General features: G+C 50.4%; 19 protein-coding genes. 17 read left to right on the top strand and 2 right to left on the bottom strand.

The window, feature by feature from the left end; genetic code table 11:
* Nucleotides 1–164: 164 nt before the first annotated feature.
* From AWQ21_RS14305 to AWQ21_RS14330, 6 genes are all read left to right on the top strand, one after another.
* Nucleotides 165–1,370: an RNA-guided endonuclease TnpB family protein gene (locus AWQ21_RS14305; protein WP_065715106.1), complete on the top strand. Its 1,206-nt coding sequence runs from the start codon at nucleotides 165–167 to the stop codon at nucleotides 1,368–1,370.
* A gap of 64 nt (nucleotides 1,371–1,434) precedes the next feature.
* A complete protein-coding gene (locus tag AWQ21_RS14310) occupies nucleotides 1,435–2,892 on the top strand; it encodes an MFS transporter (RefSeq protein ID WP_065715107.1) in 1,458 nt (485 codons plus the stop codon).
* 103 nt (nucleotides 2,893–2,995) lie between these two features.
* The gene (locus AWQ21_RS14315) at nucleotides 2,996–4,201 is read left to right on the top strand and encodes an MFS transporter (protein ID WP_065715394.1); all 1,206 of its coding nucleotides are present in this window, start codon (nucleotides 2,996–2,998) and stop codon (nucleotides 4,199–4,201) included.
* A gap of 97 nt (nucleotides 4,202–4,298) precedes the next feature.
* Nucleotides 4,299–4,928 carry a DUF1353 domain-containing protein gene (locus AWQ21_RS14320; RefSeq protein WP_157094778.1) on the top strand — a complete coding sequence of 210 codons (630 nt, stop codon included), beginning with the start codon at nucleotides 4,299–4,301 and terminating at the stop codon, nucleotides 4,926–4,928.
* A 393-nt stretch (nucleotides 4,929–5,321) separates the two neighbouring features.
* Nucleotides 5,322–7,001: a PLAT/LH2 domain-containing protein gene (locus AWQ21_RS14325; RefSeq protein ID WP_065715109.1), complete on the top strand. Its 1,680-nt coding sequence runs from the start codon at nucleotides 5,322–5,324 to the stop codon at nucleotides 6,999–7,001.
* 189 nt (nucleotides 7,002–7,190) lie between these two features.
* Entirely contained in the window at nucleotides 7,191–8,594 is a 1,404-nt protein-coding gene (locus AWQ21_RS14330) for a mannan-binding protein (RefSeq protein WP_065715110.1), read from the top strand.
* 101 nt (nucleotides 8,595–8,695) lie between these two features.
* Here AWQ21_RS14330 and gghA read toward each other — a convergent pair whose 3' ends face one another.
* Nucleotides 8,696–11,245, bottom strand: coding sequence for a glucosylglycerol hydrolase (gene gghA / locus AWQ21_RS14335; RefSeq protein ID WP_198159665.1), 2,550 nt, complete (start codon nucleotides 11,243–11,245; stop codon nucleotides 8,696–8,698).
* An 867-nt stretch (nucleotides 11,246–12,112) separates the two neighbouring features.
* Between gghA and ggpS the strand changes: the two genes are divergently transcribed.
* The 8 genes from ggpS to glcD all read left to right on the top strand — a co-directional run bounded on the left by ggpS (nucleotide 12,113) and on the right by glcD (nucleotide 21,302).
* Nucleotides 12,113–13,615, top strand: coding sequence for a glucosylglycerol-phosphate synthase (gene ggpS, locus AWQ21_RS14340; protein ID WP_065715395.1), 1,503 nt, complete (start codon nucleotides 12,113–12,115; stop codon nucleotides 13,613–13,615).
* Nucleotides 13,616–13,763: 148 nt separating this feature from the next.
* Entirely contained in the window at nucleotides 13,764–15,464 is a 1,701-nt protein-coding gene (gene glpD, locus AWQ21_RS14345; protein WP_065715112.1) for a glycerol-3-phosphate dehydrogenase, read from the top strand.
* A gap of 183 nt (nucleotides 15,465–15,647) precedes the next feature.
* Nucleotides 15,648–16,589: an NAD(P)H-dependent glycerol-3-phosphate dehydrogenase gene (locus AWQ21_RS14350; protein WP_397428185.1), complete on the top strand. Its 942-nt coding sequence runs from the start codon at nucleotides 15,648–15,650 to the stop codon at nucleotides 16,587–16,589.
* A gap of 105 nt (nucleotides 16,590–16,694) precedes the next feature.
* The gene (locus AWQ21_RS14355; RefSeq protein ID WP_065715113.1) at nucleotides 16,695–17,330 is read left to right on the top strand and encodes a phosphoribosylanthranilate isomerase; all 636 of its coding nucleotides are present in this window, start codon (nucleotides 16,695–16,697) and stop codon (nucleotides 17,328–17,330) included.
* On the top strand, nucleotides 17,323–17,922 hold the full coding sequence (locus AWQ21_RS14360) for a molybdenum cofactor guanylyltransferase (RefSeq protein ID WP_065715114.1): 600 nt from the start codon (nucleotides 17,323–17,325) through the stop codon (nucleotides 17,920–17,922). The genes AWQ21_RS14355 and AWQ21_RS14360 overlap by 8 nt, the downstream gene beginning before the upstream one ends.
* Before the next feature lie 25 nt (nucleotides 17,923–17,947).
* On the top strand, nucleotides 17,948–18,634 hold the full coding sequence (locus tag AWQ21_RS14365) for an ATP-dependent Zn protease (RefSeq protein WP_065715115.1): 687 nt from the start codon (nucleotides 17,948–17,950) through the stop codon (nucleotides 18,632–18,634).
* A gap of 109 nt (nucleotides 18,635–18,743) precedes the next feature.
* Entirely contained in the window at nucleotides 18,744–19,646 is a 903-nt protein-coding gene (locus tag AWQ21_RS14370) for a phosphoribulokinase (protein WP_065715116.1), read from the top strand.
* A gap of 174 nt (nucleotides 19,647–19,820) precedes the next feature.
* On the top strand, nucleotides 19,821–21,302 hold the full coding sequence (glcD, locus tag AWQ21_RS14375; RefSeq protein WP_065715397.1) for a glycolate oxidase subunit GlcD: 1,482 nt from the start codon (nucleotides 19,821–19,823) through the stop codon (nucleotides 21,300–21,302).
* A gap of 58 nt (nucleotides 21,303–21,360) precedes the next feature.
* Here the strand turns inward: glcD and AWQ21_RS14380 are convergent, their stop codons facing one another.
* Entirely contained in the window at nucleotides 21,361–22,473 is a 1,113-nt protein-coding gene (locus AWQ21_RS14380; protein WP_065715117.1) for a VWA domain-containing protein, read from the bottom strand.
* A gap of 453 nt (nucleotides 22,474–22,926) precedes the next feature.
* Between AWQ21_RS14380 and AWQ21_RS14385 the strand changes: the two genes are divergently transcribed.
* From AWQ21_RS14385 to AWQ21_RS14395, 3 genes are all read left to right on the top strand, one after another.
* Entirely contained in the window at nucleotides 22,927–23,169 is a 243-nt protein-coding gene (locus AWQ21_RS14385) for a DUF433 domain-containing protein (RefSeq protein ID WP_065715118.1), read from the top strand.
* The gene (locus AWQ21_RS14390) at nucleotides 23,166–23,528 is read left to right on the top strand and encodes a DUF5615 family PIN-like protein (protein ID WP_065715119.1); all 363 of its coding nucleotides are present in this window, start codon (nucleotides 23,166–23,168) and stop codon (nucleotides 23,526–23,528) included. The genes AWQ21_RS14385 and AWQ21_RS14390 overlap by 4 nt, the downstream gene beginning before the upstream one ends.
* 276 nt (nucleotides 23,529–23,804) lie before the next feature.
* Nucleotides 23,805–26,216, top strand: a complete 2,412-nt coding sequence (locus tag AWQ21_RS14395) for a GH116 family glycosyl hydrolase (protein WP_065715120.1) — start codon at nucleotides 23,805–23,807, stop codon at nucleotides 26,214–26,216.
* The last annotated feature ends 75 nt before the right edge of the window (nucleotides 26,217–26,291 follow it).

The following is a 26,291-nucleotide window of genomic DNA, read 5'->3' on the forward strand; positions in this document are numbered from 1 at the left end:
ATCGGCTCTGAGCAAATAGTGTTAGTTTTTAGCTAATCGCGGGGAAGCCCCGCGTTGTAATTTTAATTCAGCGTCGGGATGAGGAGCAGTGAGTTGCAGCAACGCGGAGACGAACAATTCTAGGGAGCTAGAAATTATCCCTAAGTTCATGGTAGAATACTCATATGATCAATCTGACTTATGAATACAGAATTTATCCGACCAGGGATCAACTTTCTCTTATGGAAGAGTGGCTTGATACCTGCCGCCGTGTATATAACTATGCACTAGCAGAACGTCGTGATTGGATTCAGTCTCGTAAGTGCCCAATTAATGCTTGCAGTATTCAGCGGGAGTTTATTTACCCAATGGATGCTGAGAAACCTACCTATTACTGCCAAAAGCGGAATCTAACTGCAGCCCGAAAAGACAACTCTTTTCTGCAAAATGTGCATTCTCAAGTGCTTCAGGAGGTGATAGGCCGGCTAGAGAAAGCATTTAACGCCCTGTGGAATAGTGGGTTTGGCTTCCCACGGTTTAAGAAGCGTTTTCGCAGCTTTAACTTTCCGCAGTTGGGCAAAAACCCAATCGGCGACAATCAAATTAAGTTGCCTGTATTTGGTTGGGTGAAGACCGTGATGCACCGTCCGATCCCAGTAGGGTTTGAAGCGAAGCAAGCACGGGTAGTAAAACGCGCTTCTGGCTGGTATATCCAGCTAGTAATCCAAAGTGACGTTAAAATCCCAGAGCCACCAATCAAGGGTTATGCGATTGGCATTGATATGGGATTGACTGATTTTGTGGCGACATCAGAAGGCGAGTTGATTGCGAGACCCCGATTCTTTGTGGAGGCACAACACAGGCTGAAAGTGCTGAACCGTGCCGTTGCCAGAAAGCAAAAAGGGTCAAAGAACCAGCAAAAAGCGCGTCAACGAGTCGCAAGATTTTACGAACGAATTGCGAACCGGCGCAAGGATTTCCACCGTAAACTAGCCCATCATCTCTGCGACCAAGCAGGCATGATATTTGCGGAGGAGTTGAACCTAAAGGGACTGGCCAAAGGAATGCTCGGTAAGCATTGCCTGGATGCTGGTTGGGGACAGTTCCTGGATACGCTGAGATGGGTCTGCTTCAAGCGGGGTGTGCATTTCCAAAAGGTTAAAGCCGCTGGCACAAGCCAAGAATGCCCAGCCTGTGGAGTAGCGGTGAGGAAAGATTTGTCTGTGCGTCGGCATGAATGCCCGGAATGTGGTTACATCACCAATCGAGATGTGGCTAGCGGACAAGTGATTCGCAATCGTGGATTAATCGCGGTTGGGCAGACCGTTCAATCCTGTGGAGCGATACCCGATAGGGAGGCTTTGAAGCAGGAATATCTTAAAGCGATTTAAGAAGCCCGCGCTCTACCGATAGGTGAGCGTCGGGAGTATGTCACACTGTTGCGTGAACTTGTTAATGTCCAATTCGTCTTCTAACCTGCCCCATCAAGCCCTCGCCCCCCTCAAACTCAGCACCCAACTGGCCTATGGTGCAGGTACCGTTGGGGTTTCTATGACTGGGAATATCCTGGTCTTTTTTGTCTTATTTTTCTTTACGGATGTGGCGGGTTTACCACCGGATAAAAGTGCCTTAATCCTGATGGTGGGCAAGGTGATGGATGCGATTAGTGACCCCGTTGTGGGCTGGTTGAGCGATCACACCACTTCCCGTTGGGGCCGACGCTTTCCCTGGATGATCTTTGGGGTGGTTCCGTTTGCGTTGTGCTTCGTGGCCATGTGGGGCATTCCTACTACGAATACCCAGTGGTTGTTGATCTATTACATTACCTTGGCGCTGATTTTTAATACGGCCTACACAGTAATTTTTCTCCCCTACGTCGCCCTCACCCCAGAGTTAACGTCTGATTATAATGAGCGCACCCAACTGAATAGTTTTCGGTTTAGCTTTGCCATCGGGAGCAGCATTTTGGCGCTGGCTCTGGCCCAGGTGGTCTTTCGAGTTGTGCCGGTGGTTTCCCAGCGTTATCTTGTGCTGGCGGTAATCACAGCGGCGATCGCCTTGGGCAGTATGTATTGGTGTGTGCGTGGGACCTGGCAGCGGGTGCAGTTCATGGAGCAGTATCGCCAGCAGCATCAACAGCGCCACCAACCGCGTTTATCTTTGGTGCAGCAACTGCAGATTGTCTTTAATAACCGACCGTTTCTGCTGGTGATGGGCATTTATCTCTGTTCTTGGCTGGGGGCGCAACTCACGGCAGTGGTGATGCAATACTTTGTGGTGAGTTGGCTGGGGCTTTCGGATTTTGTCTTTACTCAGTTTGCCCTGGTGGTGCAGGGAACCGCCCTACTGATGTTATTTGTCTGGAGTCGCCTCAGTCGCCGTTGGGGTAAACGCACTGTTTATGCCCTGGGGATGGGGTTCTGGATTGTCGCCCAAGCAGGTCTATTTTTCCTGCAACCGGGTCAAGAAAAGTGGCTGTTTTTGTTAGGTTTTATGGCGGGCCTGGGGGTTTCAACGGCCTATTTGATTCCTTGGTCGATGTTGCCGGATGTGATCGAACTAGATGAACTACGCACTGGGCAGCGGCGAGAAGGGGTTTTCTATGCGTTTATGGTAATGCTCCAAAAGCTGGGCATTGCCTTTGGGATTTATATTGTCGGTAAAGCCCTCGATTGGGCGGGTTACATTGAGCGGGTACCGGGAGGCCCCCCGGCGGTACAGCCAGATTCTGCTCTCTGGGTGATTCGGTTGGTGATTGGCCCTCTAGGGACAGTGTTGCTCATCGGGGGATTGATCCTGGCTTATTTTTATCCGATTACCCAAGGGTTTCACGCTGAAATTCGTCGCAAACTCCAAGCGGGCGATCGCCTCTCAAGTCAGATTAAAGAAAACAGCATTCACGACATCCAATAAACACTCAGTTTTTAAGCGGAAGATTGCAAGATGTAAGGCTTTTGTTGCGGCCTAAATGTTCTTCGCTATGGTGAAAAAAATTGTGGCGACATCGAACAACTTTATGGCAACCAAACGGCTCAATATTCTTTGGCGACGGGTAATGGCGATCGCCGCAATCCAGGCGGCAATTACTTTAATGTGGATTGCCTATCGTGCCTATCTCGGTACCTTGTTGGGCGGGTGGGGGTTTTCAGAGGAGTTTACAGCGCAACTGTTGACAGTAGAAGTTTTCCTGGCGGTGGTAATGGAGCCGGTGTTTGGGGCCTTGAGCGATCGCCAACAGCGTTTTCTGGGGAGTCGCCTGCCTTTGATCAGTTTGGGGGTGATTTTAGCGGCGGCTATTTTTATTGGCTTGCCGATCTTGGGAGTGTTTCAATTGCCATTGCGCTGGGTATTGCCCGCAGTTGCCATTGCTTGGGCCTTGGCGATGACGATGTTTCGCACCCCGATTTATGTGCTACTGCTCAAAAGTACCCCCAGCCGTGCCGAGTTACCTCTGGCCATTTCGGTCTTGACCATGGTGATTGGGGTGATGGGCGTCCTAAAACCCAGTATTCAAAATGGGTTGTTAGCGGTGGGGGCGTTGCCAGCGTTCTTGGCGGGATCAGTAACGTTGTTAATTGCCTCCTTGTGTTTAGGGTTGATTCTACCGAAGCCTACTGCCCCTCTGATTGATGAAGCTCCAGCCCCAAGCCCCTTACCCTGGTTGGGTTTTTTGCAAACGATCCTCATGGCGATCGCCCTTACATGGGGAAGTGCAATCGTTTTACAGCGGTGGCTCGGTTTATTTGGTTCAATTCCGTTGACGTTAGGGCTCACCGTCGGCCAAGGCTTAAATTTGCTGGTGGCGCTCTTGGCAATTCCTGTAGGTTGGTTAACGCTCCGGTGGCGGCGGTATCCCCTTTTGGGTGTTGCCTTCGGTTGGTTGACTGTCATTCTCTTGTTGCTGTTGGGAGCGCCCGCCCAGGATGGTGGTTATGTGGTCATCGCTCTCCTCTGGGCCTGGGCCTTTGCGACCGTCAGAAACGGCACCTTGCCCTACATTTTCAATACAATTCCGGGGGATTGGGCTGGTTTGGGCATCGGCATCTTTTTTGGGATTTCTGGCCTCGCGGCGATGGTTTTGCCCCAATGGATACCGGCAGACGCAACCCTTTTGCAAGGATTTATCGGCGTGATTTGTTTGGCGATCGCCACGGTTCTGGCCCTCATTTCCCAACAGAAAAAGGCGATCGCAACTCTATCTAGTGAAGTCTCAAAACTATAGCCATGGCAATTCTGGCTAATTGTTGCTCCAATTTTTTTCTTTTTTCCTGGGTCAAAACCAACTTTCTGCAACAGAGAATTTCAACTTTGAAAATGCCATGAGAAAAAAACTGAAAGTAAGATTGGGAATGGTGCTTTTGGCGATCGCCGCTGTTGTCTTTGTCTTACGCCTGAGAAGTCCAAGCGGAGAGTTTGTCCCCGTTGAGTACAATAGCGCCGTTGCCTACTTTAGCAACACCATTAAAACAGAGTGGATTCGCGCCACTGATCCAGAGGCTTCAAGACAATTTCGGTTATTAGAGCCCGTTGAATATATCGCTTCAAATCAAAGTATCTGGCAAGCACAAGCAGGCTCCATTATTGATGGGGCTTCAATCCCACGGGCCTTCTGGACGATTGTCGGTGCCCCGACCACCGGCCCCTATCGCGATGCCTCGGTTATCCATGATGTTTACTGCGATCGCAAAGAGCGTTCTTGGGAGGAGACCCACTGGGTTTTTCGGGATGCCTGTCGAGCCGCAGGCTTAGGCCCGTGGCAAGCGAATCTACTATATTTAGCTGTATTTCATTACGGCCCGATCTGGACGGATGATGGCACTCTACAACAGAATACGATTCAAATTGATGAAAAAACTGCGGCAAAAATGGCCGAATTTTGTCAAGAGAACCCAGATCTTTCAATAGACGAATTGCAAAATTTAGATCCCAAGATCTGGGAAGGCCTATAAGAAATATTTCAATACAAGCTATTCTGTAAAACAGAATACTTTTTTGCTGTAATATGCAGCTTTAGGATGCAAAAGTAATGGCGTTACTTGAATTTGCTTGCATTAAGCTTAAATAAAACGACTTAATGCTCTAAGCCAAGATACAAGTTTTTTAAAGTTTTCCCCACTGAATCTTAATAATCTTCTTTGGATATAAGGCAGATTATATGTGATGTCTATATTCAATGATTAGAATCGAACTTTTCTGAAGCTCTCTTTTAGCAGTAGTTTCGAGGCTTCATTAATAATAATTCCAGTTCATAATCATCAAAAACTGCATAGGCCAATTTTTTTTATAACTACTACCTTGCAACTGATTCATAACTGACTAACTTTTTACAAAGACTAAGAACTATGTTTAATTTTGATTCCTCTCCTCTCCTCAAAAAAGCGGCTCTTGGGAGCTTACTGACTCTGGGATTAGTGGGCACAGTCCAACCCGCCCAAGCCCAAAGCACCATTCCCTACTGTATCTCTGTCAAAACTTACACCGATTCTGGTTCTGGTACAGATAATCCCATTTACATGACGATGCATGGCGAGAACGGCACCAGTGAACAATTCGCCCTCCAAGGTAGCCATGAAAATAATGATTTAGATGAATTTGAACATGAAACTCTGGACATTGGCCTTATCAATAGAGTCACCATTGATGTAGAAGGCTGGCTAGCCGATAAGTGGGCCGCCAACTATGTCCGGGTTTACCGCGATACCGCCTGTAATCGTAAAGGTGACGCAGACGGATGGTCTGAATTCTCAATTCGCAAATTTTTAGATTATGATCCTGTCTCCTTTAATCGCACAGGAGGAGCACTCCCCAGGGTAACAGTCACGCCCGCTGGCCCTGTTGTGAATAACCCCATCAGAATTACTTTGGCTCAATTCAGCGATAACCCAGGCCCCATTGACCAGGAAGTAATGCGCGTTACAGAAAGCTGGAGTAGAGTTGATGGCGTTTCTGTTTCTAAAGATACGACTAATACTGTCGGCGCTGGAATTTCAGTCACCTATGAAAGTCCGGAAACCGTTGCTGGAACCTTTGGGGCAGAGGCCCGTGCAGAATGGCAACGTTCTATCAATGAAGCAAGCTCTGAATCCCAGGAAAAAATGAGTGCTTCGGAATTTAATTGGGCATTTATGGCCCCAGCCCGAACAGCAATCATACGCAAGGTGACGTTTGAGGTTCCTTACGCTGAGCAAGTGTATCGCTCCTCTACGGGCGAGAGTCGTGCTATCCGCAAAGTTGGTGCGCAAATTCGTCCCGTTAGTTCAGGTGATTTTCTCGTTCTCCCTCAGCGCAACGAAGATGGTTCAATCACGACGATTGGCTTAGATACCCTAGAGGATGAATGGTTTGAATATCTTGATCCTGAGCAAGTCAATACGATTCGTCGCCAATATTTACCCAAGTGGTTGCAAGCAGGTTGGGTTGTCTCTGGTCAAGGCGGTCAAGTCATCGGCCAAACACCATCCACGCCAACACCTCCCACAAACCCGACGCCCCCGGTAAATCCAACAACTCCTACACCGAATGCCGTAGATGGAACCCTGATCAAATTTGCAAATGGCTATCTACAAGAAACAAGTCCTGGGGTTTGGCAAGAATTCAATGCGAACGGTCAAGTAACATTCACTTTCCGCGAAACAGGCCGAGACGACTGGTCTGTTTATCTCAATGACTCTTCTCGAAATGTTCAACTCCAACTAGATTTGTACCGTAAGATGATCTCCTATGGACAAAATAATGGCCCGAAGCGTGATTTATATCCAATTACGGCTTCTGACATCACCCTAGCGAGATTTGCGAACGGTCATCTACAAGAAACAAGTCCTGGGGTTTGGCAAGAATTCAATGCGAATGGTCAAGTAACATTCACCTTCCAGGAAACAGGACGCGACGACTGGTCTGTTTATCTCAATGATTCCTCCCGGAATGTTCAGCTTCAGTTGGATGTTTACCGCAAGATGATCTCCTATGGACAAAGCAATGGTCCGAAGCGCGACTTATATTCTGTGACTTCTTTCTACCGCTAACACCGGATATAACGATGGACGAATTGGCAACATGCAGGCTTCAAAACAAGGAGCCTGTTTTACTATCAAGTATTTTACGGCAAACATCAAAAACACAAAATAATAAAAACGAACATTATTTTGGGCAAATCAAATTCAAAAATCAATCTCAGTAAAACAATAAAATCACCTATCAGAACTTCAAAAATTATGTTTAACAAACTTTCTCGCTTCTCTTTTTTGGCAACTTCAACGATCAGCTTCATTTTTTCTTTGAGTTTACCCGCAAGTGCAAATACGACTCGTGCCGTTGAAGCCGGGCCTATTTGGAATCAAAATGATGCGAATGTAAAATGTCCCAGATTAGCCCAAGAAGAAGGAGGAACTTGGACGGGTCAGTGGTGGACAACCATTTCAGGAGTTATGTCTGTTTGCCAGCTAGAATTTCTAAATAATCTTGAGACCAAAAGCTTCTCTCTTCTCAATTATAATGTAATGCTCTTAAGCCGGAATATTCCTAGTCAAGGTAATCTCATGCAAGATTATCGCGCCCAAGAAATTGCTACAGCGATCCGTAATTCAGACCCATGGGATGTCATTGTCATCAATGAAGCCTTCGATAATGAAGCGAGAAACAAGCTATCGCGCCGTTTAAAAGAAGTGGGATATTCTTTTATCACTGAAGTAGTAGATACAAATAATGGCAAGCTAGAAGATGGTGGCGTATATCTGCAAAGTCGTTGGCCAATTATGGCAACTGACCAGATTATTTTTTCGGCTTGTAATGGCTTTGATTGTCAATCCAATAAAGGTGCTGTGTACGCCAAAATTGATAAAGAAGGGATAATTTATCATATTTTTGGCACCCATCTACAGGCAGATGCGGGAAATAGAAATATTAGAGCAAATCAGTTGAGACAATTAGAGACTTTTATTAACCAAAAAACAGAAGGCGCATCATCACGAGGGGAAGCAATCATTATTGCTGGTGATCTAAACTTCGATTATCAAACTGCTGAATATGACGATGCTCTTGAGACTTTAAACGCTCAATTTTTAGGGGATATTCCTCAAGATTATACTTTTGATCCCAGAAGCAATGATCTTGCAAAATACCGCTATCCGAATGATTCACCTGAATGGCTAGATTATGTATTAATCGGCAACGAAGGAATCCAACCGAACAGGACAACACTTGATATTGAAAAGTTTCGTACAGCTTCCCAATATGAGCTTCCAGGAAAGGGCGATTTCTTGAATTTGTTTGGTGGAACCATGGTGCGCGACCTCTCAGATCACTATGGATTATCTACAAGCTACATTTTCAATGCTCATTCTTTGGAAGAAAGTGTGAACAGTGACAATATTCGTCTTGCCAGATTCGCCAATGGCTATCTACAACAAACAAGTTCCGGCATATGGACGGAATTTGATACCAATGGTGGTGTCGCATTTACTTTCCAGGAAACCGGGCGAGATAATAGTTCGGTTTATCTCAATGATCCCACTCGAAATCTCCAACTTCAAATTGATGTTGATCGTCGAATGATTTCTTTTGGGATGAATAATGGCCCTAAGAGAGATCTCTATTCAATCACATCAGTTTCTCAATGATTCTCTTTTGAAATGGTCATTTTAATGAATTTTAGTCAACTTTAATCCTCAAATTTGGGAGTCTAAATAAAAATTGATTATATTTCCATGATGATTAATTTTTATTCGTCAGAAATTCGCTCAAGGATGAGGCCCTGGCTATCTTTTAATTCAAAGATCTTCAGCTCATCCTCTGTTTTGCCAATGTCTAAACCAGGGGTGGCGATCGCCACGCGCCATTCAGAGAGATCCAACTGGAGCCAATCACCAAGGGTAATGGTGGTTGGTTCGCCGCCCATGTGGGCCACCATCACAATCTGTTCTAGGGTCTGGTCACTGTCATCATCGAGGGGTTCCGTGCGTAAACCATAAAAAATAGTATGTTCCTCATTGCTGAGGCGATTAAAGCGATCGCCTTCCTGGAGATTTTCCCGGAGCCAAGGGTGGGCGCGACGGTATTCCCGCAGGGCTAAATTAAATTCCGCCTGGGCTGGATTGACTCGGTCGAGATAATGGGAAACCCGACAGGTTTCGTGGCCATCCTCCATAAACGCCATGGCGATGGTCTTCAGTTTTGGCACCGTTAAATGGTCGAGGAAAGCCTGGTGATCGGATTCTCCAATTTCTTTCATGGGCTGAACTTCACAGACCCCATCAGGATTACCGATGCAACGTTGGCACAGATCAGCGGTTTTTTGCAAATCATAATCCGTGACGATCATCGCCTCATTCAAGGCCCGCATAAAACGCTTTAGAAAATCGAGATCCTCAAACCCCAACTGCTTGAGCTGCCGGAAAGCCCAGGGTTTAGCAAATAATTCCGGAGTAATCTGCCAGTCCAAAAAGCCCACTTCCTCCGCCGCGACTTTGACCCCATAGAGTTCGTCGGTGTTGCGGAAAAAGCCCCAGGGTGCCCGCATCAAAGAATTAATAAAATCCATCGGTAGGCCGGGCATAAAGCCATAGACCCAAAGGGTGGTCGCCGGATTATCGTAGGCATTTAAAATCACTTCGTTGAGGGTCGCGCCCAAATGCCAGTTAATGGCGGCGGCTTGGGCATCGATTTGGTTCCCTCGACGCACTGTATCGTGGTTGGCACAACCTGTAATCCAGCGATCGCCTTGGAACATCACCTCAATAATGCGGTTCCATTTGTAATCCCAGAAGCCTTCGATGGTGGGCGTATTGTGGGCAAAGATCAATGGCCCCCACTGGTAGGACTCAGGGCGCAGTTCGATCAGATCGCGGTAGGTCGAAGAAGTTTCCCAGCCTTCTTCGGGCCAGGGCCGACCATCTTCAAAAATCGTGAAGAGTAGCCGTTGGCGATCGCCAATATCCTGGATCACATCACTCATGGCCAGCAGATAAGCATCATCTTGCTCCACCCGGCCAGAGAGGGGGTTAAAGAAGCGGAAATCCTGCCCGCCGTCAATGCGAATACCATCAGCCCCGGAGTTGATCCGTCGCCGTTGCAGCTCTAACAGGATCGCCCGCACCTGGGGAAGTTGGTGGTTGAGATCCTGGCCGTACATATTGGGGCCTTTGAGGTACTGGTTGTTCAGGAGCTCCAACGATTGATTGTCCGCATGGCCATAGACCAGGTCATAAATAATCTGGATCGGCCCCCCCGCAAAATTATGGAGGGTACTGATAAAGTCCACCAGTTCATCGGGACGGAGGCTACTCAGGATCGTGGGGTTGGTGGCCGCTGAGCCTAAAATCGGCACATCGTAACCCCAATTTTGGGTTTTAGCTTTGCGTAGGGTGACTTCTACTTCGAGGCCACAGGCCATTTCCCCGGTTTCAATTGTCTCATTGGGGGCGATCGCAAAAAATTCGTGGTGGCGGTTGTCCCCCTCAAGGCGATATTCAATGGTGGGTTCAATGGGGAGCAACTGCAGCGCATCGTAACCAACATAATTTTGTTCGGCGGCAGTGAGGGATTCCCCGGCGGCAATCTTTTCCGAGAGGCGTTGGTAAACCTGGGTTAGGCCCGCTAGGGTCCCTTCCGGGGAGGCTGTTTTGAGGTGGACTTGCAAAATATTTAAGGGAGCGGGCACCCGGGGCAACACCTCATCGGCATTATCGAGGATGGGACGTTCCCAGGGGGCTTGGTCGGGATCGAGGGGCGTCGAATGGGCCTCAAAATAGGCCAGGTCTGTTCGTTGCTGCTGGAGGCTGTCCATGTCGTAGAGTTCTGCTGGCCCAAACACCCCATAGGGCAGAGAATAGGCCAAAACATCGCGGATGATCGAAATTTCATCCTGGAGGCGATCGCAGTAGCGCAACCAGTACATAGAACCCATTTGTTTCCTGGTGCCTGGGCGCATCCCCGCAACCACACCCCAACAAAATTCCCCCTGCTGTTTGAGTTCCACACAGTCCCGGCGGCATTTAATGGTTTGGCTGGGAGCACTAAAGTCCACCGCTTCGAGGGGGGTAAAGACTTCCAAGAAAATATCGCGGTTTGTTTGGATCACTTCCCCCGCCAGTTCCGGCGTCCAGAAACCGATCTCCGTGAGGCCATCCGCCCGGTAATGGGCCCCCAAGCGTTTGGCGAGGCGTTGCCCCTTGTGGAAATAACTTTCATTGGAATGGGTCACTTGGGCTGCCCAATCTAACAAAATTCGGGTGTCTGCTTCGCTAAGCTGAATTTGAGAGGCCGTATTCACTATCTAAGTAACCGTAACAACAACTGATTCATCGGATTGGGTGCCTGGGGCGATCGCCCTTTACCAACACATCCATCCTCGCATCTGCCAAATGACTTATCTTTTGATCGCAAACCAGCAAAGATAACTGATGAGTCGATTAGATAAATCAATATATCCTGACAGAATTAAATTATTTTGTCGGCTATCAATTTATCGGCGATCGCCCCCCAAAAAATCACTTTAAAATGCGGCTATTTATACCTTGATTACTTAAGAAAGTATTAGGAATCTTTGTTATGCATCGATTTTTTGAGCTTAAAACCACCTTAATTTAAGATTAAGTTTTGCCCGAAAGATTAGCCTTCCGACGGGCTTTCACCCCGCAGATAACCGTTTAAATAAAAAGTCTCACCTATAATAAATCATTCTCTTTCCCTCCGGCAAGCCATCACTAACTCAGCCAAAAACATAAACTGAGAAAAATGCTATAATGAAAAAGTGTCCAATTGAATATAGTAGCCATTTAATCAACCATATTTGTCGTTTTTACGGCCCATGAAACAACCCCTCGGCAGTTTTGAAACCCAGTTTCCCCAGGTGAATTCCCCCCACTAAATTTGCTGTTCGTCGGGAAATAATGGCAACGCCCTTTGCACTGGGCCTCTGAATATTTGTTGGCGAGGATTGCCCCAGCCCAGTGTTGTATCTCTAGTTGTGGGAGTGAATTCAAGGCCAGAATCAATGGTTGATTTGGGTACCGTGGCCAGGGCGATCGCCAACGGTTTGCCCCCCAAGATCCAGGCCACAACCGCCAATGGACACAGGCCCATTGCCACCGCAAGCGGCCTTTTTTTATCTGAACCATACCAACCCCTGGAGGTCTTAATGAAATCTTCTCTCGTCATTCTCTACCATAGGGAACCCTATGATGAGGTGCGCGAAAACGGTAAAACCTTCTACCGTGACAAAACAAGCCCTAACGGGATCATGCCGACCCTCAAAAGCTTCTTTGCCAATGCCGAACAAAGCACCTGGGTCGCTTGGAAACAAATCTCTGGCAAACAACAAGAGAAGTTCCAGACCAAGATGGCATTTCCCGGTCAGGAAAACTCCGTGGTTCACCGCATCCCCCTGTCCGCAGACCAGGTCAAAAACTTCTATCACATCACCTCAAAAGAAGCCTTCTGGCCGATTCTGCACTCCTTCCCCTGGCAGTTTACCTACGACTCCTCAGACTGGGAAAACTTCAAGCAAATCAACGAAATGTTTGCTGATGCTGCCTGCGAAGATGCCGATGATGACGCTTTGTTTTGGGTCCACGACTACAATCTCTGGCTGACCCCCTACTTCATCCGCCAGAAGAAACCCAACGCTAAAATTGCCTTTTTCCACCACACGCCATTTCCGAGTGTTGATATTTTTAACATTCTGCCGTGGCGTGAAGCAATCGTAGATAGTCTCCTCTGCTGTGACCTGTGCGGTTTCCATTTGCCCCGCTACGTGCAAAATTTTGTCGCCGTTGCCCGGAGTTTGCGCAAGGTCGAAATTACCCGCCAAGTGCCCGTCGATGAGCACGCCTTTACTGCCGTAGGCACCGCCCTCGCAGAACCCGAAATTACCACCCAGTTGAAATATAAAGATCACCTGGTGAATTTGGATGCTTTCCCCGTGGGCACAAACCCCACCCAGATCCGCGCCCAGGTAGAGAAAGCCAGTACCCAGGAGCGAATCCGCAAAATCCGGGAAGAACTGGGCAGCAACAAGCTCATTTTGTCCGCTGGCCGGGTGGATTACGTTAAAGGCACCAAGGAAATGTTGGTCTGCTATGAACGTCTGTTAGAACGGCGACCGGAGTTGCAAACCAAAGTAAATCTGGTGGTTGCTGCCGCCAAGGCTGCTTCTGGGATGCGGGTTTACAAAAACGCCCAAAGTGAAATTGAGCGGCTCGTGGGTCGGATCAATGGTCGCTTCGCCAAGTTGAACTGGACACCGATTTTACTCTTTACCAGTGCCCTCTCCTATGAGGAACTGCTTGGTTTCTTTGGGGCCGCAGATATTGCCTGGATTACGCCGCTACGGGATGGCTTAAATCTCGTGGCGAAAGAGTATGTGGTCGCCCATGGTTGCGATGATGGGGTTTTGATCCTGTCGGAATTTGCCGGATCAGCGGTGGAACTACCCGATGCGATCCTCACCAACCCCTACGCAGCGAAACGGATGGATGAATCCATTGATCAAGCCCTGGCCATGCCCGTCGAGGAACAACAGCGACGCATGAAAAATATGTACCAGTCGATCCAGCGCTATGACGTGCAGCAGTGGGCGAATCACATGTTCCGGGAAGCCAAGGCAACGGCGGTCCTGGGCAAGGAACCGACCCCCGTCTAGGTCGTTTTTCTGCTTAACCTGGGGGAGGGGCGATCGCCGCCACAAAAATCCCCTGGGTTAGGGAGCGGTACGGAACGGTGGATCGCACCGGTCATGGCCCAAGCCAACTAACTGCACACAAGTTTGACCCTAATTCCCAACCTGAATAATGCGAGATTTTCAAACCATTCAAAACACAACCTACGATCTAATCATCATTGGTGGCGGCATTAATGGTGCTGGGATTGCCCGGGACGGGGCCTTACGGGGCTTAAAAACCTTACTCATTGAAAAGGAAGATTTTGCCAGTGGCACCACCAGTTGGTCTACCCGTCTGATCCATGGGGGCCTCCGTTACCTAGAGTATTTAGAATTTCATTTGGTGCGGGAGTCCCTCCATGAGCGAGAGGTGCTCCTGCGTACCGCGCCCCACCTGGTGCAACCGCTACAAATGACGATCCCCCTCTACAAAGGGGCGGCCCGGGGCTACTGGCTCATCCAAGCGGGGATGTTGCTCTATGACATTCTCAGTTTTGATAAAACGGTGCCTTCCCACCGGATGTTGAGCGCCCGCAAGTTTCAGAATCTTTTTCGCACGGTGCGATCGCAGGATGTGGTGGGGGCGGCCCAATATTATGACGGCCAGGTAGAATACGCCGAACGACTCTGTTTAGAAAATATTTTAGATGCCCAAGCGGCGGGGGCAACGGTTTTAAACTACACCGCCGTGACTGCCCTCCAACGGGATGAGAGCACCGCCACAATCCAGGCGATCGCCTGTGAAGATCAACTCACGGGTCAAACCTTTACCGTCCAAGCCAAGGGCAGCATGGTTGTGAATACCTCCGGCCCCTGGGTCGATGAAATTTGTCACTTGGGTCGCGCCGCCGGAAAAGCCAAACCCATTGGCACAGAACAAAAAATGGGCGGCACCAAGGGGAGTCATATTGTCGTGGATCCGTTCCCTGGCGCTCCCCAGGCTGCTCTCTATGTGGAAGCCGCCAGCGATAATCGCCCCTATTTCATCATTCCCTGGCTGGGTAAATATCTCATTGGCACCACGGATCTGAAATATACCGGAAGCCTAGATCATGTGAAGGCCGACAACGACGAAATCGATTATCTCCTCGCCGAAACCAATCGAGTCTTACCGTCCGCCCAGCTCAGTCGGGACGATATTCGCTTTACCTATTCAGGGGTACGGCCCTTACCCTATGTGGGCGATAAAAAACCCGGCAGCATTACCCGCAGTCATATTCTGTTTGACCACAGTGCTGAAGGGGCGAGAAATCTCATTTCCTTAATTGGCGGGAAACTGACCACCTACCGCCAGGTGGGTGAAGAAATGGTGGATTTGGTTTATCGCAAGTTGAATCGTCCGGTTCCCCCTTGTCCCACCCGCAAACGGACTTTACCGGGGGCGATCGCCGCTGATTCCCACACCATTGAAACAATGATCCGTCGCTATACGCCCACCGTTGGTCGCACCACGATTCAACATTTGTTCCGGATGTATGGCGCTAAAGCCCCGGAAGTCCTGGCCCTGGTGGATGAAGCCCCCGATCTGGGCGATCGCCTGGTGCCCTATCTACCGGATATTAAAGCCCAAGCGGTCTATGCCCTGCGCTCTGAGTTGGCCCATAACCTCAAAGATATTTGCCGCCGGCGCACTACCCTCTCAATGTTGGCGAACTATGGCTATGATGCCCTGCCGACCCTCGTGGATACCCTCAAAACCCACTGCGGTTGGGATGATGCCGAAGGCGATCGCCAAGTGGCTGATTACAAAACCTTCATCGAACAGAACTGTCTACCCGACTATCGCATCGATGCACAGGCCCAAGCCTCGAAAACAGAAGTTTATTCCTGACGGTTTTTCTGTAGATCCTTACCTACACTGAACCCGAAGACCCTGGGAGCTATTTCCATTCCCGACTCAAGTTTGTTAGACCCGATTTTTTTGAGAAGATAGATGACAACCATTTCTCCCAATGGCCTTGACCAAGACGCCCAATCCCTTAATACTGTTGTCCCGACAATACGTCTAAAGTCTGTGAATACAAACCGTAAAACCATTGCCATGCTTGGGTCTGGGGCCTGGGGTTCCGCCCTCGCCACCCTCGCCGCCGTGAATGACCATGATCTACGGCTCTGGTCGCGCCGGGGTGAACTGTCCCTCAAAGAGGCGATCGCCGACGCCGACATCATCATTTCAGCCATCTCCATGAAAGGGGTGTCCGATGTGGCAGAGCAACTCAAGACGATTTCCCTCCCGGCCCAGGCAATTATTGTGACGGCCACCAAGGGTTTAGACCCCAAGACGACCCGTACCCCATCTCAAATTTGGCAAGAAACCTTCCCTGACCATCCGGTGGTCGTATTATCGGGGCCGAACCTCTCGAAGGAAATTGAAGCCGGTTTACCCGCCGCAACGGTGGTCGCCAGCACTGACCTAGAGGCCGCCGAAACCGTTCAAGAAGTATTTGCCTCTGACTGTTTCCGGGTCTATACCAACAATGATCCCCTGGGGACTGAATTGGGTGGCACCCTGAAAAATGTGATGGCGATCGCCGTGGGGGTCTGCGAAGGTCTCAAACTCGGCACCAATGCCAAATCAGCTCTAATTACGAGAGCCTTGCCGGAGATGATTCGGGTGGGAGCACACCTGGGCGCCCAGCCAGAAACTTTCCTGGGCCTTGCGGGGCTGGGGGATATGCTTGCCACTTGTACCAGTCCCCTCAGCCGCAACTATCGCGTCGGTTATGGTCTGGCCCAGGGTAAATCCCTCGAACAGATTCTCGAAGAGTTGGGCAGTACCGCCGAAGGGGTAAATACCACCGCTGTCCTGCTCGATCTGGCTAATCGTGAGGAGATCCCCATTCCCATTTCCCGGCAGGTTTATCGTCTCCTCAAGGGCAAAGTTACGCCCATGGAAGCGGTGACAATGTTGATGGAACGGGATTTAAAGCCGGAAGCGTGCGACATCTTGGAATAGATCCGTCGCTAATTTAAAAAAGATACTGAGGTGGGGCGATCGCCGCCTCTTTTTTTGCGACGTTATGCTAAATTCGCACCATGGTTGTTGGCATAGGGAACTTTCATGCGGATTAAAATTTGTGGACTCACCCAGGTGGCCCAGGCCCAGGCGATCGCCAATGTGGGGGTAACGGATCTGGGATTTATTTGTGTCCAAAAATCGCCCCGGTATGTGACGCCAACTCAACTAGCAACCCTGACAGCCGCCTTACCAGGGAACATTGGTAAAGTGGGGGTTTTCGCGAACCAAACGGTCTCCGAAATGCTCGAATTTATTAACCAAGGCCACCTCACCACCGCCCAACTCCACGGTGATGAATCCCCAGAGCTATGTCAGCAACTCCGTCAGCAACGGCCCGACATCGAAATTATTAAAGCCTTGCGGATCCGCGATCGCCTTTCCCTAGAAGCAGCGAAAAACTATGAAACCGTTGTTGATGCCCTCTTGCTCGATGCCTACCATCCTGAACAATTGGGCGGCACTGGCCATCAAATTAACTGGGAAGATTTACAGCAATTTCGTCCCGCTGTCCCTTGGCTGCTCGCTGGCGGTCTACGGCCTGACAATATCCAAATGGCCCTCAGCCAACTACACCCCGATGGCATTGATCTCTCGAGCGGTGTGGAACTGTCCCCCGGCATTAAAGACTTGACCAAGGTGCAAGCCCTGATGAATGCCCTGCAACCGCTCCATGTCTAGGTCAAAACTGCCGATTTTTATTCTGCTGGGGGGAAAAAGCCAGCGCATGGGTACCGACAAGGCCCTCCTGAACCTCGGTGAGCAGACCATTTTAGAACGCACCCTTGCTCTTGCCACGGCCCTCAGTGACGAAGTTTATCTCTTGACCCCCTGGCGAGATCGCTATCAACCCTATTTCAGCACCACCGTCCGCTGGCTCGACGATCCCGCTCAGCAGGGGGGACTCGTTGCCCTAAACCAAGGTTTAAAAATCCTCAAGCTCCAGGGCTGGGTGTTACTGCTCGCCTGTGACCTGCCCAAGCTTGATCAGGGGCAATTAGAGCAATGGATTCAGCAACTAGACGAAATTCCCACAAGGTACACAGCCGCCCTCGTTAATCAGGGGCAATTTTATGAACCTTGCTGTGGTTTCTATCGAGATACGGCCCAAACTTCGCTCCAACAATTTATCGATCAGGGGGGGCGTTCTTTTCAGAAATGGTTGGCCACTGTGCCTGTTTTTCCATTGGCGATCGCCGACCCAGCAATGCTCTTTAATTGCAACACCCCTGCCGATTTCGCTACCTTGAAGACGCAACCGCCCTCGCCGTAGACAATCCATTGACCGACCCAATGCCATGCAACAAACCGCCCTCAACCTAATCGTCATCGGTGTTTTTCTGATGACCATGACCAGCCTTTTGGGAGGCATTTTTCAGTTATCTCCCTTCGTTCCCGCTGGTATTACCGCTGCAGTGATGGCCTTTGCCACCGTGGATACTTTTAATTGGCAAGGGCGAGGCATGACCCTATTTCTTGATCTGTTTACCCCCGCCGAACAGCGTCAACGTATTTTGCACCACGAAGCGGGCCATTTCCTGGCGGGTTATCTCCTCAGCATTCCGATTACGGGCTATAGCCTCACCCCTTGGGAAGCGATTAAACAGGGACAAACAGGCCAGGGGGGCGTCAGTTTTGACCTCGACAGCGTCGAAGCTTCCCTTAAAAATCCCCAGCAGATGAATTTATTACTCGAACGTCTCAGTACCACCCTCATGGCGGGTATCGCTGCTGAAACGAATCTCTACGGCAAAGCTCTAGGGGGAGCCAACGACCGCGACCAACTCCGCCAACTGTTGGCTAAACTTGGCATTTCTGTTGCCAGCTACCAACAACGGGAGCAATGGGCGCTGCTCCAAGCGAAAAACCTTTTGGATCGCCACCAAGATGCTTACCAAGATTTAGTCACCGCAATGGCTGCCCGCGCTCCCCTAGAAGAGTGCTATCGGCTGCTCAAACCGGATCCGAGCGAGCGATCTGCCTGATCCCCAAGGCCCCTTAGCAGATCCTGAAGGCGATCGCCCCTGCCGCGAAAAGAGCGATCGCCTGATATGATTTGTGCTACTTACCCTTGTCCGTTTACTATCACCATCCATGTCTAAAAAACATCCTATTGTTGCTGTCACTGGATCCTCCGGAGCCGGGACGACCACCGTAAAACGCGCCTTTGAGCATATTTTCCGTCGTGAGCAAATCAACCCCGTTGTCATCGAAGGTGATAGCTACCACAAATATAATCGGGTCGAAATGCGCCGCATGATGGCCCAGGCTTCCGCCGCCGGGAAAAATTTTAGTCACTTCGGCCTTGGGGCAAACGTCCTCGATAAACTCGAAGCTCTCTTCAAAGAATATGGCGAACAGGGTTCTGGACAACAACGCTACTATCTCCACAGCCCCGAAGAAGCCGAGCACCACAACGAAAGACTCGGTGTCAACTGTCAGCCCGGAGAATTTACCCCCTGGGAAGACATCAAACCCAACAGCGATATGCTCTTTTATGAAGGGCTCCATGGGGGCGCCGTGGGTAATGGCATCGATGTCGCCCAGCACGTTGACCTCTTGGTGGGGGTTGTGCCCATCGTCAACCTAGAGTGGATCCAAAAGATTTCTCGCGATAATGCCGAGCGTGGCTACAGTGCCGAAACCATCGTTGATACGATTTTGCGCCGGATGCCCGACTATGTGAATTACATCACCCCCCAATTTTCCCGGACCCACATTAATTTCCAACGGGTCGCAACGGTTGATACGTCTAATCCGTTCATTGCGCGGGATATTCCCACCCCCGATGAGAGCTTTGTGATTGTCCACACCAATCGCTGCTTCTACGAGAGATTTTCCATTGATTTTCCTTACCTGCTCAGTATGATTCCGGGTTCTTTTATGTCCCGCCATACGACCCTGGTTGTTCCTGGTGGAAAAATGGGCTTTGCCATGGAAATTATTCTGTCGCCGCTCATTGATCAAATGGTTGAAGAAGCCCGGAAAATTCGTTAGGGATTGTCCTCAGGTTTCTGAAGCTTGAAATGAATCATGGGTTAACCAATCGCCTCCGCCGCTGGTGGGGGCGTTTGCTTAGGGGCCAGCAACCGTAACAAAATCTGCGGTTTATGCTGGGGCGACTCGGCCAAAGGATAAGATAGAAACCGCTGTGCTTTCCCTGAAATGGCAATGGTTTTTTCGTCAGTATCCGCAACGCAACAACGAGATTGGCCCTGGATTCGGCGGCGACTGGTGGAAATTGTCGGGCGGGATGGGGTTGTCCGGCGCAAAGAAGAAATTCTTACTTACGAATGTGATGGCCTCAGTGCCTACCGTAAACGCCCCGCCTTGGTGGTGCTCCCCAGAACCACTGCAGAAATTGCGGCGATCGCCAAATTTTGCCACGAGCAAGAAATCCCCTGGGTGGCGCGGGGGGCTGGGACAGGGCTATCGGGGGGCGCTTTGCCTTTAGAAGAAGGAATTCTCATCGTGACCGCGCGGATGCGAGAAATCCTGAATGTGGATCTCGCCAATCAGCAGATCACCGTGCAGCCAGGCGTGATCAATAATTGGGTGACCCAGGCGGTCAGTGGGGCCGGTTTTTACTATGCCCCCGACCCTTCGAGTCAGACGGTTTGCTCTATCGGTGGCAATGTGGCGGAAAATTCCGGCGGTGTCCATTGTTTTAAATATGGCGTCACCACGAACCATGTGCTCCAACTCAAGGTTGTTACACCCACGGGGGATGTGGTCACCCTCGGCGGCGTTGTGCCAGAAATGCCGGGCTATGACTTGATGGGGGTTTTTGTTGGGTCGGAGGGTACCCTCGGCATTGCCACGGAAATTACCCTCAAAATTTTGAAGCGACCGGAAGCGGTTTGCGTTCTCCTGGCGGATTATACGTCTATCGAGGCGGCGGGAAATTCGGTGGCGGCGATCGTCAGTGCGGGGATTATTCCAGCGGGCATGGAGATTATGGACAACTTCAGCATTAATGCGGTGGAAGACATCGTGAAGCTGAATTGTTATCCCCGTGATGCGGCGGCCATTCTGCTGATCGAAATCGATGGGATGGCGGCGGAGGTCAAGGCAGCGAAGGAACGGATCAAAGAAATTTGCTTGGCCCAGGGAGCGCGGCAGATTACCAGCGCCAGTGATCCAGAAACCCGCATGAAATTGTGGAAAGGGCGTAAATCAGCCTTTGCGGCGGCGGGCAATATTAGTCCCGATTATTTTGTGCAGGATGGGGTGATTCCCCGGACAAAGTTAGCCGAAGTCCTGACCGAGATTAATGCCATTGGCGATCGCCACGGGTACAAAATTGCCAATGTTTTCCATGCCGGGGATGGTAACTTGCATCCGTTAATTCTGTACAACAGTTCCATTCCGGGGGATTTAGAAGCCGTGGAAAAAGTTGGCGGCGAAATCCTCAAGCTCTGTGTTGCGAAGGGAGGCAGCATCTCCGGAGAACATGGCATCGGTGCGGATAAGAAAATGTATATGCCAGACATGTTTAACGACGCCGATCTCGAAACCATGGGCTATGTGCGGGAAGCGTTTAATCCAAAAGGATTAGCAAATCCCGGTAAGCTTTTTCCAACTCCCCGCACCTGTGGCGAGTCTGCCAAGATGACCAATGTGGCAGACCTAAAAAATAGCGAAATTTTTTGATTCGTTAGCGTAGGCTAGCTGCACCCAAAAGTGCTGGGAGATGATTCCTTCGCTGAGTCTAGCGAGGCAAGACAAATCCCTTGCGGGCCAGTTGACTCCGCAGGGCTTGGATCATCACGTAGTCGAGGGTGTCTTTGGCGTCTTCATCGGTGGGCAAACTGCTGAGATAGGCTTCCCGTTGGGCCGTCAGATCGCGAATTTGGGCCTGAATTTGTTCCCGTTCCGTTTGAATGTCGGCAATATAGGCTTCTTGCTCCGCTAAACTTAATCCTTGTAATTCCTCTGGTAGGGCTGTTTCTGCGAGGGTTTCGAGGCTTACTTCTGCTTCGGCGATCGCATCGACGAGATCCCAAGAACTATTGCGGTAGTAGGCCGAACTTTTCGAGATCCCCCGCGTGACAATGGCGGCACCAGCATTCGCATCCTGGACTAATTGCCGCTCTAATCCCTGCTCACCCAGGCTGCCGTAGGGAAGATAGGTTTGGTTTAGTTCATCGTTCAGGCGACGAATCTCTGCGTCATAGGGAGAGGGTTGAATCACCACAGCACGATTTTGGTCGATGTTAAAGTTGGCCCCATCCCCCAAATCGGCCCCTGCGGCCCACAGATCCCGCTCGCGGCTTTCGGCATTACCGCAGTAGATCGTATTCACCAGCACATCTTGGTTTTTCGCGAGATTTACCGCCTCAGCCCAGTTGACACTGCCTTGATCGAAAGGTTCGTTCCCCGCAATAAAAATCGTCCGGAAATCTTCGGGGTCGCTGTCCCAATTGAGTTGATTAATGGCATCTTGGATCACCCAGCCGCTATATTCCTGGCCGCCGTTGGTGCGAATCGTAAATAATGCTTCTGAGACCCCATCCAGTTCCGTCGTGAAATCTGTCAGTTGACGGTTAAAGCCTTCGTCGGGAGGTAAAGAATCGTTGCCATAGTGGTACAGGGCCACCTCTAGGTTGGGGATCTCGCCATCTTTGCGCACATCCGTCAGGGCATTGACCACCGTCCACAATTGGCGTCGGGTCTGATCAATGAGGCCATCCATACTGTTACTCGAATCCAGCAAAATCGCGATTTGAATGGTGGGTTTTTCTGCGGCCCAAACTCCCCCGGTGATCATGGTTAGGCTAGTGGCGATCACCCCTACCGATAACGCTCGTTTGTACTGAAACATCTTTATCTTCTCCCCGTCAAATGTCGTAGACAATGTTTAGTATTTCCTGACGTAAAGCCCCCTCATTTTGTTCAATATCAGTAGAGTGAAGGTTTGGGGAGTCTTTCTGATTCATCAGCTAATCATCTTCTGCTAGAAGGAACTAAGGGAGAGACACCCTCCGGCCTACGGCCACCTCCCTCTAGGGAGGATTTTTAGAACGTTCCGGAACATCGGCCAATTATCCCCTCCTGGGAGGGGTTAGGGGTGGGTTGATCAGTAACCGACTGAGGACCCCCCTCTAGCTCCCCTCAAGGGGAGAATGTCGGTGCTTTCCAGGGAACTCTCCCACCAACTGTTCCCCTCTTGAGAGGGGTTAGGGAGTGTAAACATCCTCAGGCCTGGATGGTCTAGGAGATTGGCTACAATAACAATGGATAAGTCCTATCATTCCCCGCCAAGTTAGGTCACACAATGGTACAAGCACTCAATCGAATTACTTTTGATCCAAATATCATGGGTGGTAAAGCTTGCATCCGGGGAATGCGCATACCGGTTTCCCTGATTCTGAACTTGTTAGCAAATGGCAAAAGTTCAGCCGAGATTATGGATGATTATCCTTACCTAGAACCAGAAGATATTCAGCAGGCGATGCTCTATGCGGCCTGGTTAAGTGAGGACAAAATTATCCCCATGGGGCAACCCAAGGCTTCATGAAATTTCTGGCAGACATGGGAATTTCGCCAAAGACAGTAAGCTGGCTACGCAACCAAGGTCATGATGCCATACACCTCCTAGAGCAAGGTTTAGAAAAGCTTACCGATGCACAAATTTTAGAAAAAGCTCGTCAGGAAAATCGCATTATCTTGACCGTTGATCTCGACTTTGGAACGTTGTTGGCGCTTTCAAAAGCGAAGCTACCAAGTGTCGTCATTTTTCGCCTGGGGAACGCCAACCGTGAGGTCATTGAAGACCGTTTAGCATTCGTTTTAGAACAATGTTCCACAGAATTGCGACAAGGGGTTGCAATATCGGTTGATGATGAAAAAATTCGGCTCCGTTCTTTACCAATGTAGATTGCTTTAGGGCCACCCCTCTAACTCCCCTCAAGGGGACACCCCTCTAACTCCCCTCAAGGGGAGAATGCCCTCCGGCCTTGCGGCCACCTCCCTCCAGGGAGGATTTGGGGAGGTTTCCAGCACACCGGCCAACTGTTCCCCTCTTGAGAGGGGTTAGGGGAGTGTAAAAACTCTCCGGCCTTGCGGCCACCTCTCTCTAGGGAGGATGGTTCGGGGTGGTGGTAAAGGCGATAGACTGAAGGCTGTATTTATTCATGAGATCAGCCCGTCCCTATGAGTCTGTTTGCGGAACCCCCTGTCATCCCCGATTGTGCCTGGAAACGTCCCCTTGGTTTGGGATGGGACGAACCCTACACCGTCCGCTATGGCAGTAATTTAGATGATGGCCCCTGGCATGGGATGCCCCTTGGTGGGTTTGGGGCGGGTTGCATCGGGCGATCGCCCCGGGGAGATTTTAATCTGTGGCATTTAGATGCGGGGGAACACACGTTTCGCAATGCAGGCGCTTGTCAGTTTAGTGTCTTTGAGCAGCCAGAGGGAGAAGACGCCCAAGCCTACGCGATGAGTACCGTTGCTCCAGAGGATGGCACCCTGGACAGTTGGCAATGGTATCCCGCCGAAAAAGGCACCTATGCCGCCCTATACCCACGCAGTTGGTATGAATATAGAGGTGTTTTTAGCGCAGAGCTGACCTGCGAGCAGTTTTCACCAATTATTGCCCAAAATTACCAAGAAACCAGTTACCCTGTCGCCGTGTTTGAGTGGACGGCCCATAACCCTACCGATAAGCCGATCACCGTCAGTATTATGATGACTTGGCAAAATATGGTGGGGTGGTTTACCAAGGCCCAAAAAACGCCGGAGGTGGTGCTGCGGGATGATGGCTCTCCCGTGTACGAATACCAATCCCGTTGGGGAGACAGCACTGGCAACTTAAACCAATGGGTACAAGACCGCTATCGGGTGGGCTGTTTGCTGAATCGAGTGCGTCCCCATGCGGATCTCAGCGAAGGGGAAGGCCAACTGTGCTTTGCGACGGTGACAAATCCGACCCTGGAAGTTTTTTATCACAACCGTTGGAACCCTGCAGGGGATGGGCGCGATGTGTGGGATTATTTTGCGGGGGATGGCTCCCTGCCGGACATTGAAGATGAAACCCCTGCGGCCCCAGGGGAACAAATTGCCGGGGCGATCGCCGTCCGTTTTACGCTCCGACCTGGCAAAACGAAGAAAATTCCCTTCTTTTTGGCCTGGGATTTACCGGTGATGGAGTTTTCACCCCAGACGACCTATTTTCGTCGCTACACAGATTTTTTTGGCCGCAGTGGGAATAATGTCTGGACGATGATCCGCACGGCGATGAAACACAGCGACCTCTGGAAGGAACGGATTGCTGACTGGCAACAACCGATCCTGGGGCGAGATGACCTGCCGGATTGGCTAAAAATGGCCTTATTTAATGAGCTGTATCTGTTAACCCAGGGGGGAAGCCTCTGGACGGCAGCCACAGAAAATGATCCCGTCGGTCAGTTTGGGGTTTTAGAATGCCTCGACTACTGCTGGTACGAAAGCCTCGATGTGCGGATGTATGGTTCGTTTGGTTTGACGATGCTCTGGCCGCGATTGGATAAAGCAGTGCTAGAAGCCTTTGCCCGCGCCATTCCCAGCAGTGACGCTACCCAGCGGATGATCGGCTACAACAAGACCATGGCCACCCGCAAAGTCGCCGGGGCAACGCCCCATGACCTGGGGGCACCAAACGAGCACCCCTGGGAAGCCACCAATTACACCGCCTACCAAGATTGCAACCTCTGGAAAGATTTGGGGTCGGATTTTGTCCTGCAAGTGTATCGGGATTTTGTGATGACGGGGGCTGAGGACACGGAATTTCTTTGGAGCTGTTGGGGGAGTGTTGTAACGGCCCTTGATTACCTCAAGACCTTTGACCTAGATGGTGATGGTATTCCCGAAAACGGGGGCGCACCGGATCAAACCTTTGATGACTGGAAACTCAAAGGGATCAGTGCCTACTGTGGGGGGCTATGGATTGCGGCCCTCGAAGCGGCGATCGCCATGGCAAAAATCCTCCAACAAAGCCCCAGTCACTTCGAGGAACACCAAAATCAAGTCTCCGTAACCGAATTCGAGCAGGCGATCGCCACCTACCAAACCTGGCTCGACCAGGCCCGTCCCCTCTACCAGGATACCCTCTGGAACGGCAGCTACTACACCCTAGATACCGGTAGCAATTCCCGCGTCGTGATGGCGGATCAATTGTGCGGTCAATACTATACCCAACTGCTGCGTCTTCCGAATGTGAACCCCGGCGATCGCACCGCCACGACCCTCGCCACCATTTATTCTGCTTGTTTTGAAAAATTCCATGGCGGTCAATTTGGCGCAGCCAATGGCCTCAACCCCGACGGCACCCCCGAAAAGGAAAACGATACCCATCCCCTTGAAGTGTGGACAGGGATTAACTTTGGCATTGCGGCGCTGATGATCCGTAACGGCATGCAAACCGAAGCCTTACGGATGGTAGAAGCCGTGGTAAAACAAGTCTACGACAATGGGTTACAGTTCCGCACTCCTGAAGCGATTACGGCCAATGGCACTTTCCGCGCTTGCCACTACCTGCGGGCCATGGGCATCTGGGCGATCTACGATGCCATTGGGGTGATCTAATGCCTCAACTAGGGGAAAAATAAAAAATCATCATTAAATTTTTCCCTGATCCCTGCTGGTTTTTACGGGCGGAAG

It is taken from the genome of Picosynechococcus sp. PCC 7003 (assembly GCF_001693255.1).
Classification (GTDB): Bacteria; Cyanobacteriota; Cyanobacteriia; order Cyanobacteriales; family MRBY01; genus MRBY01.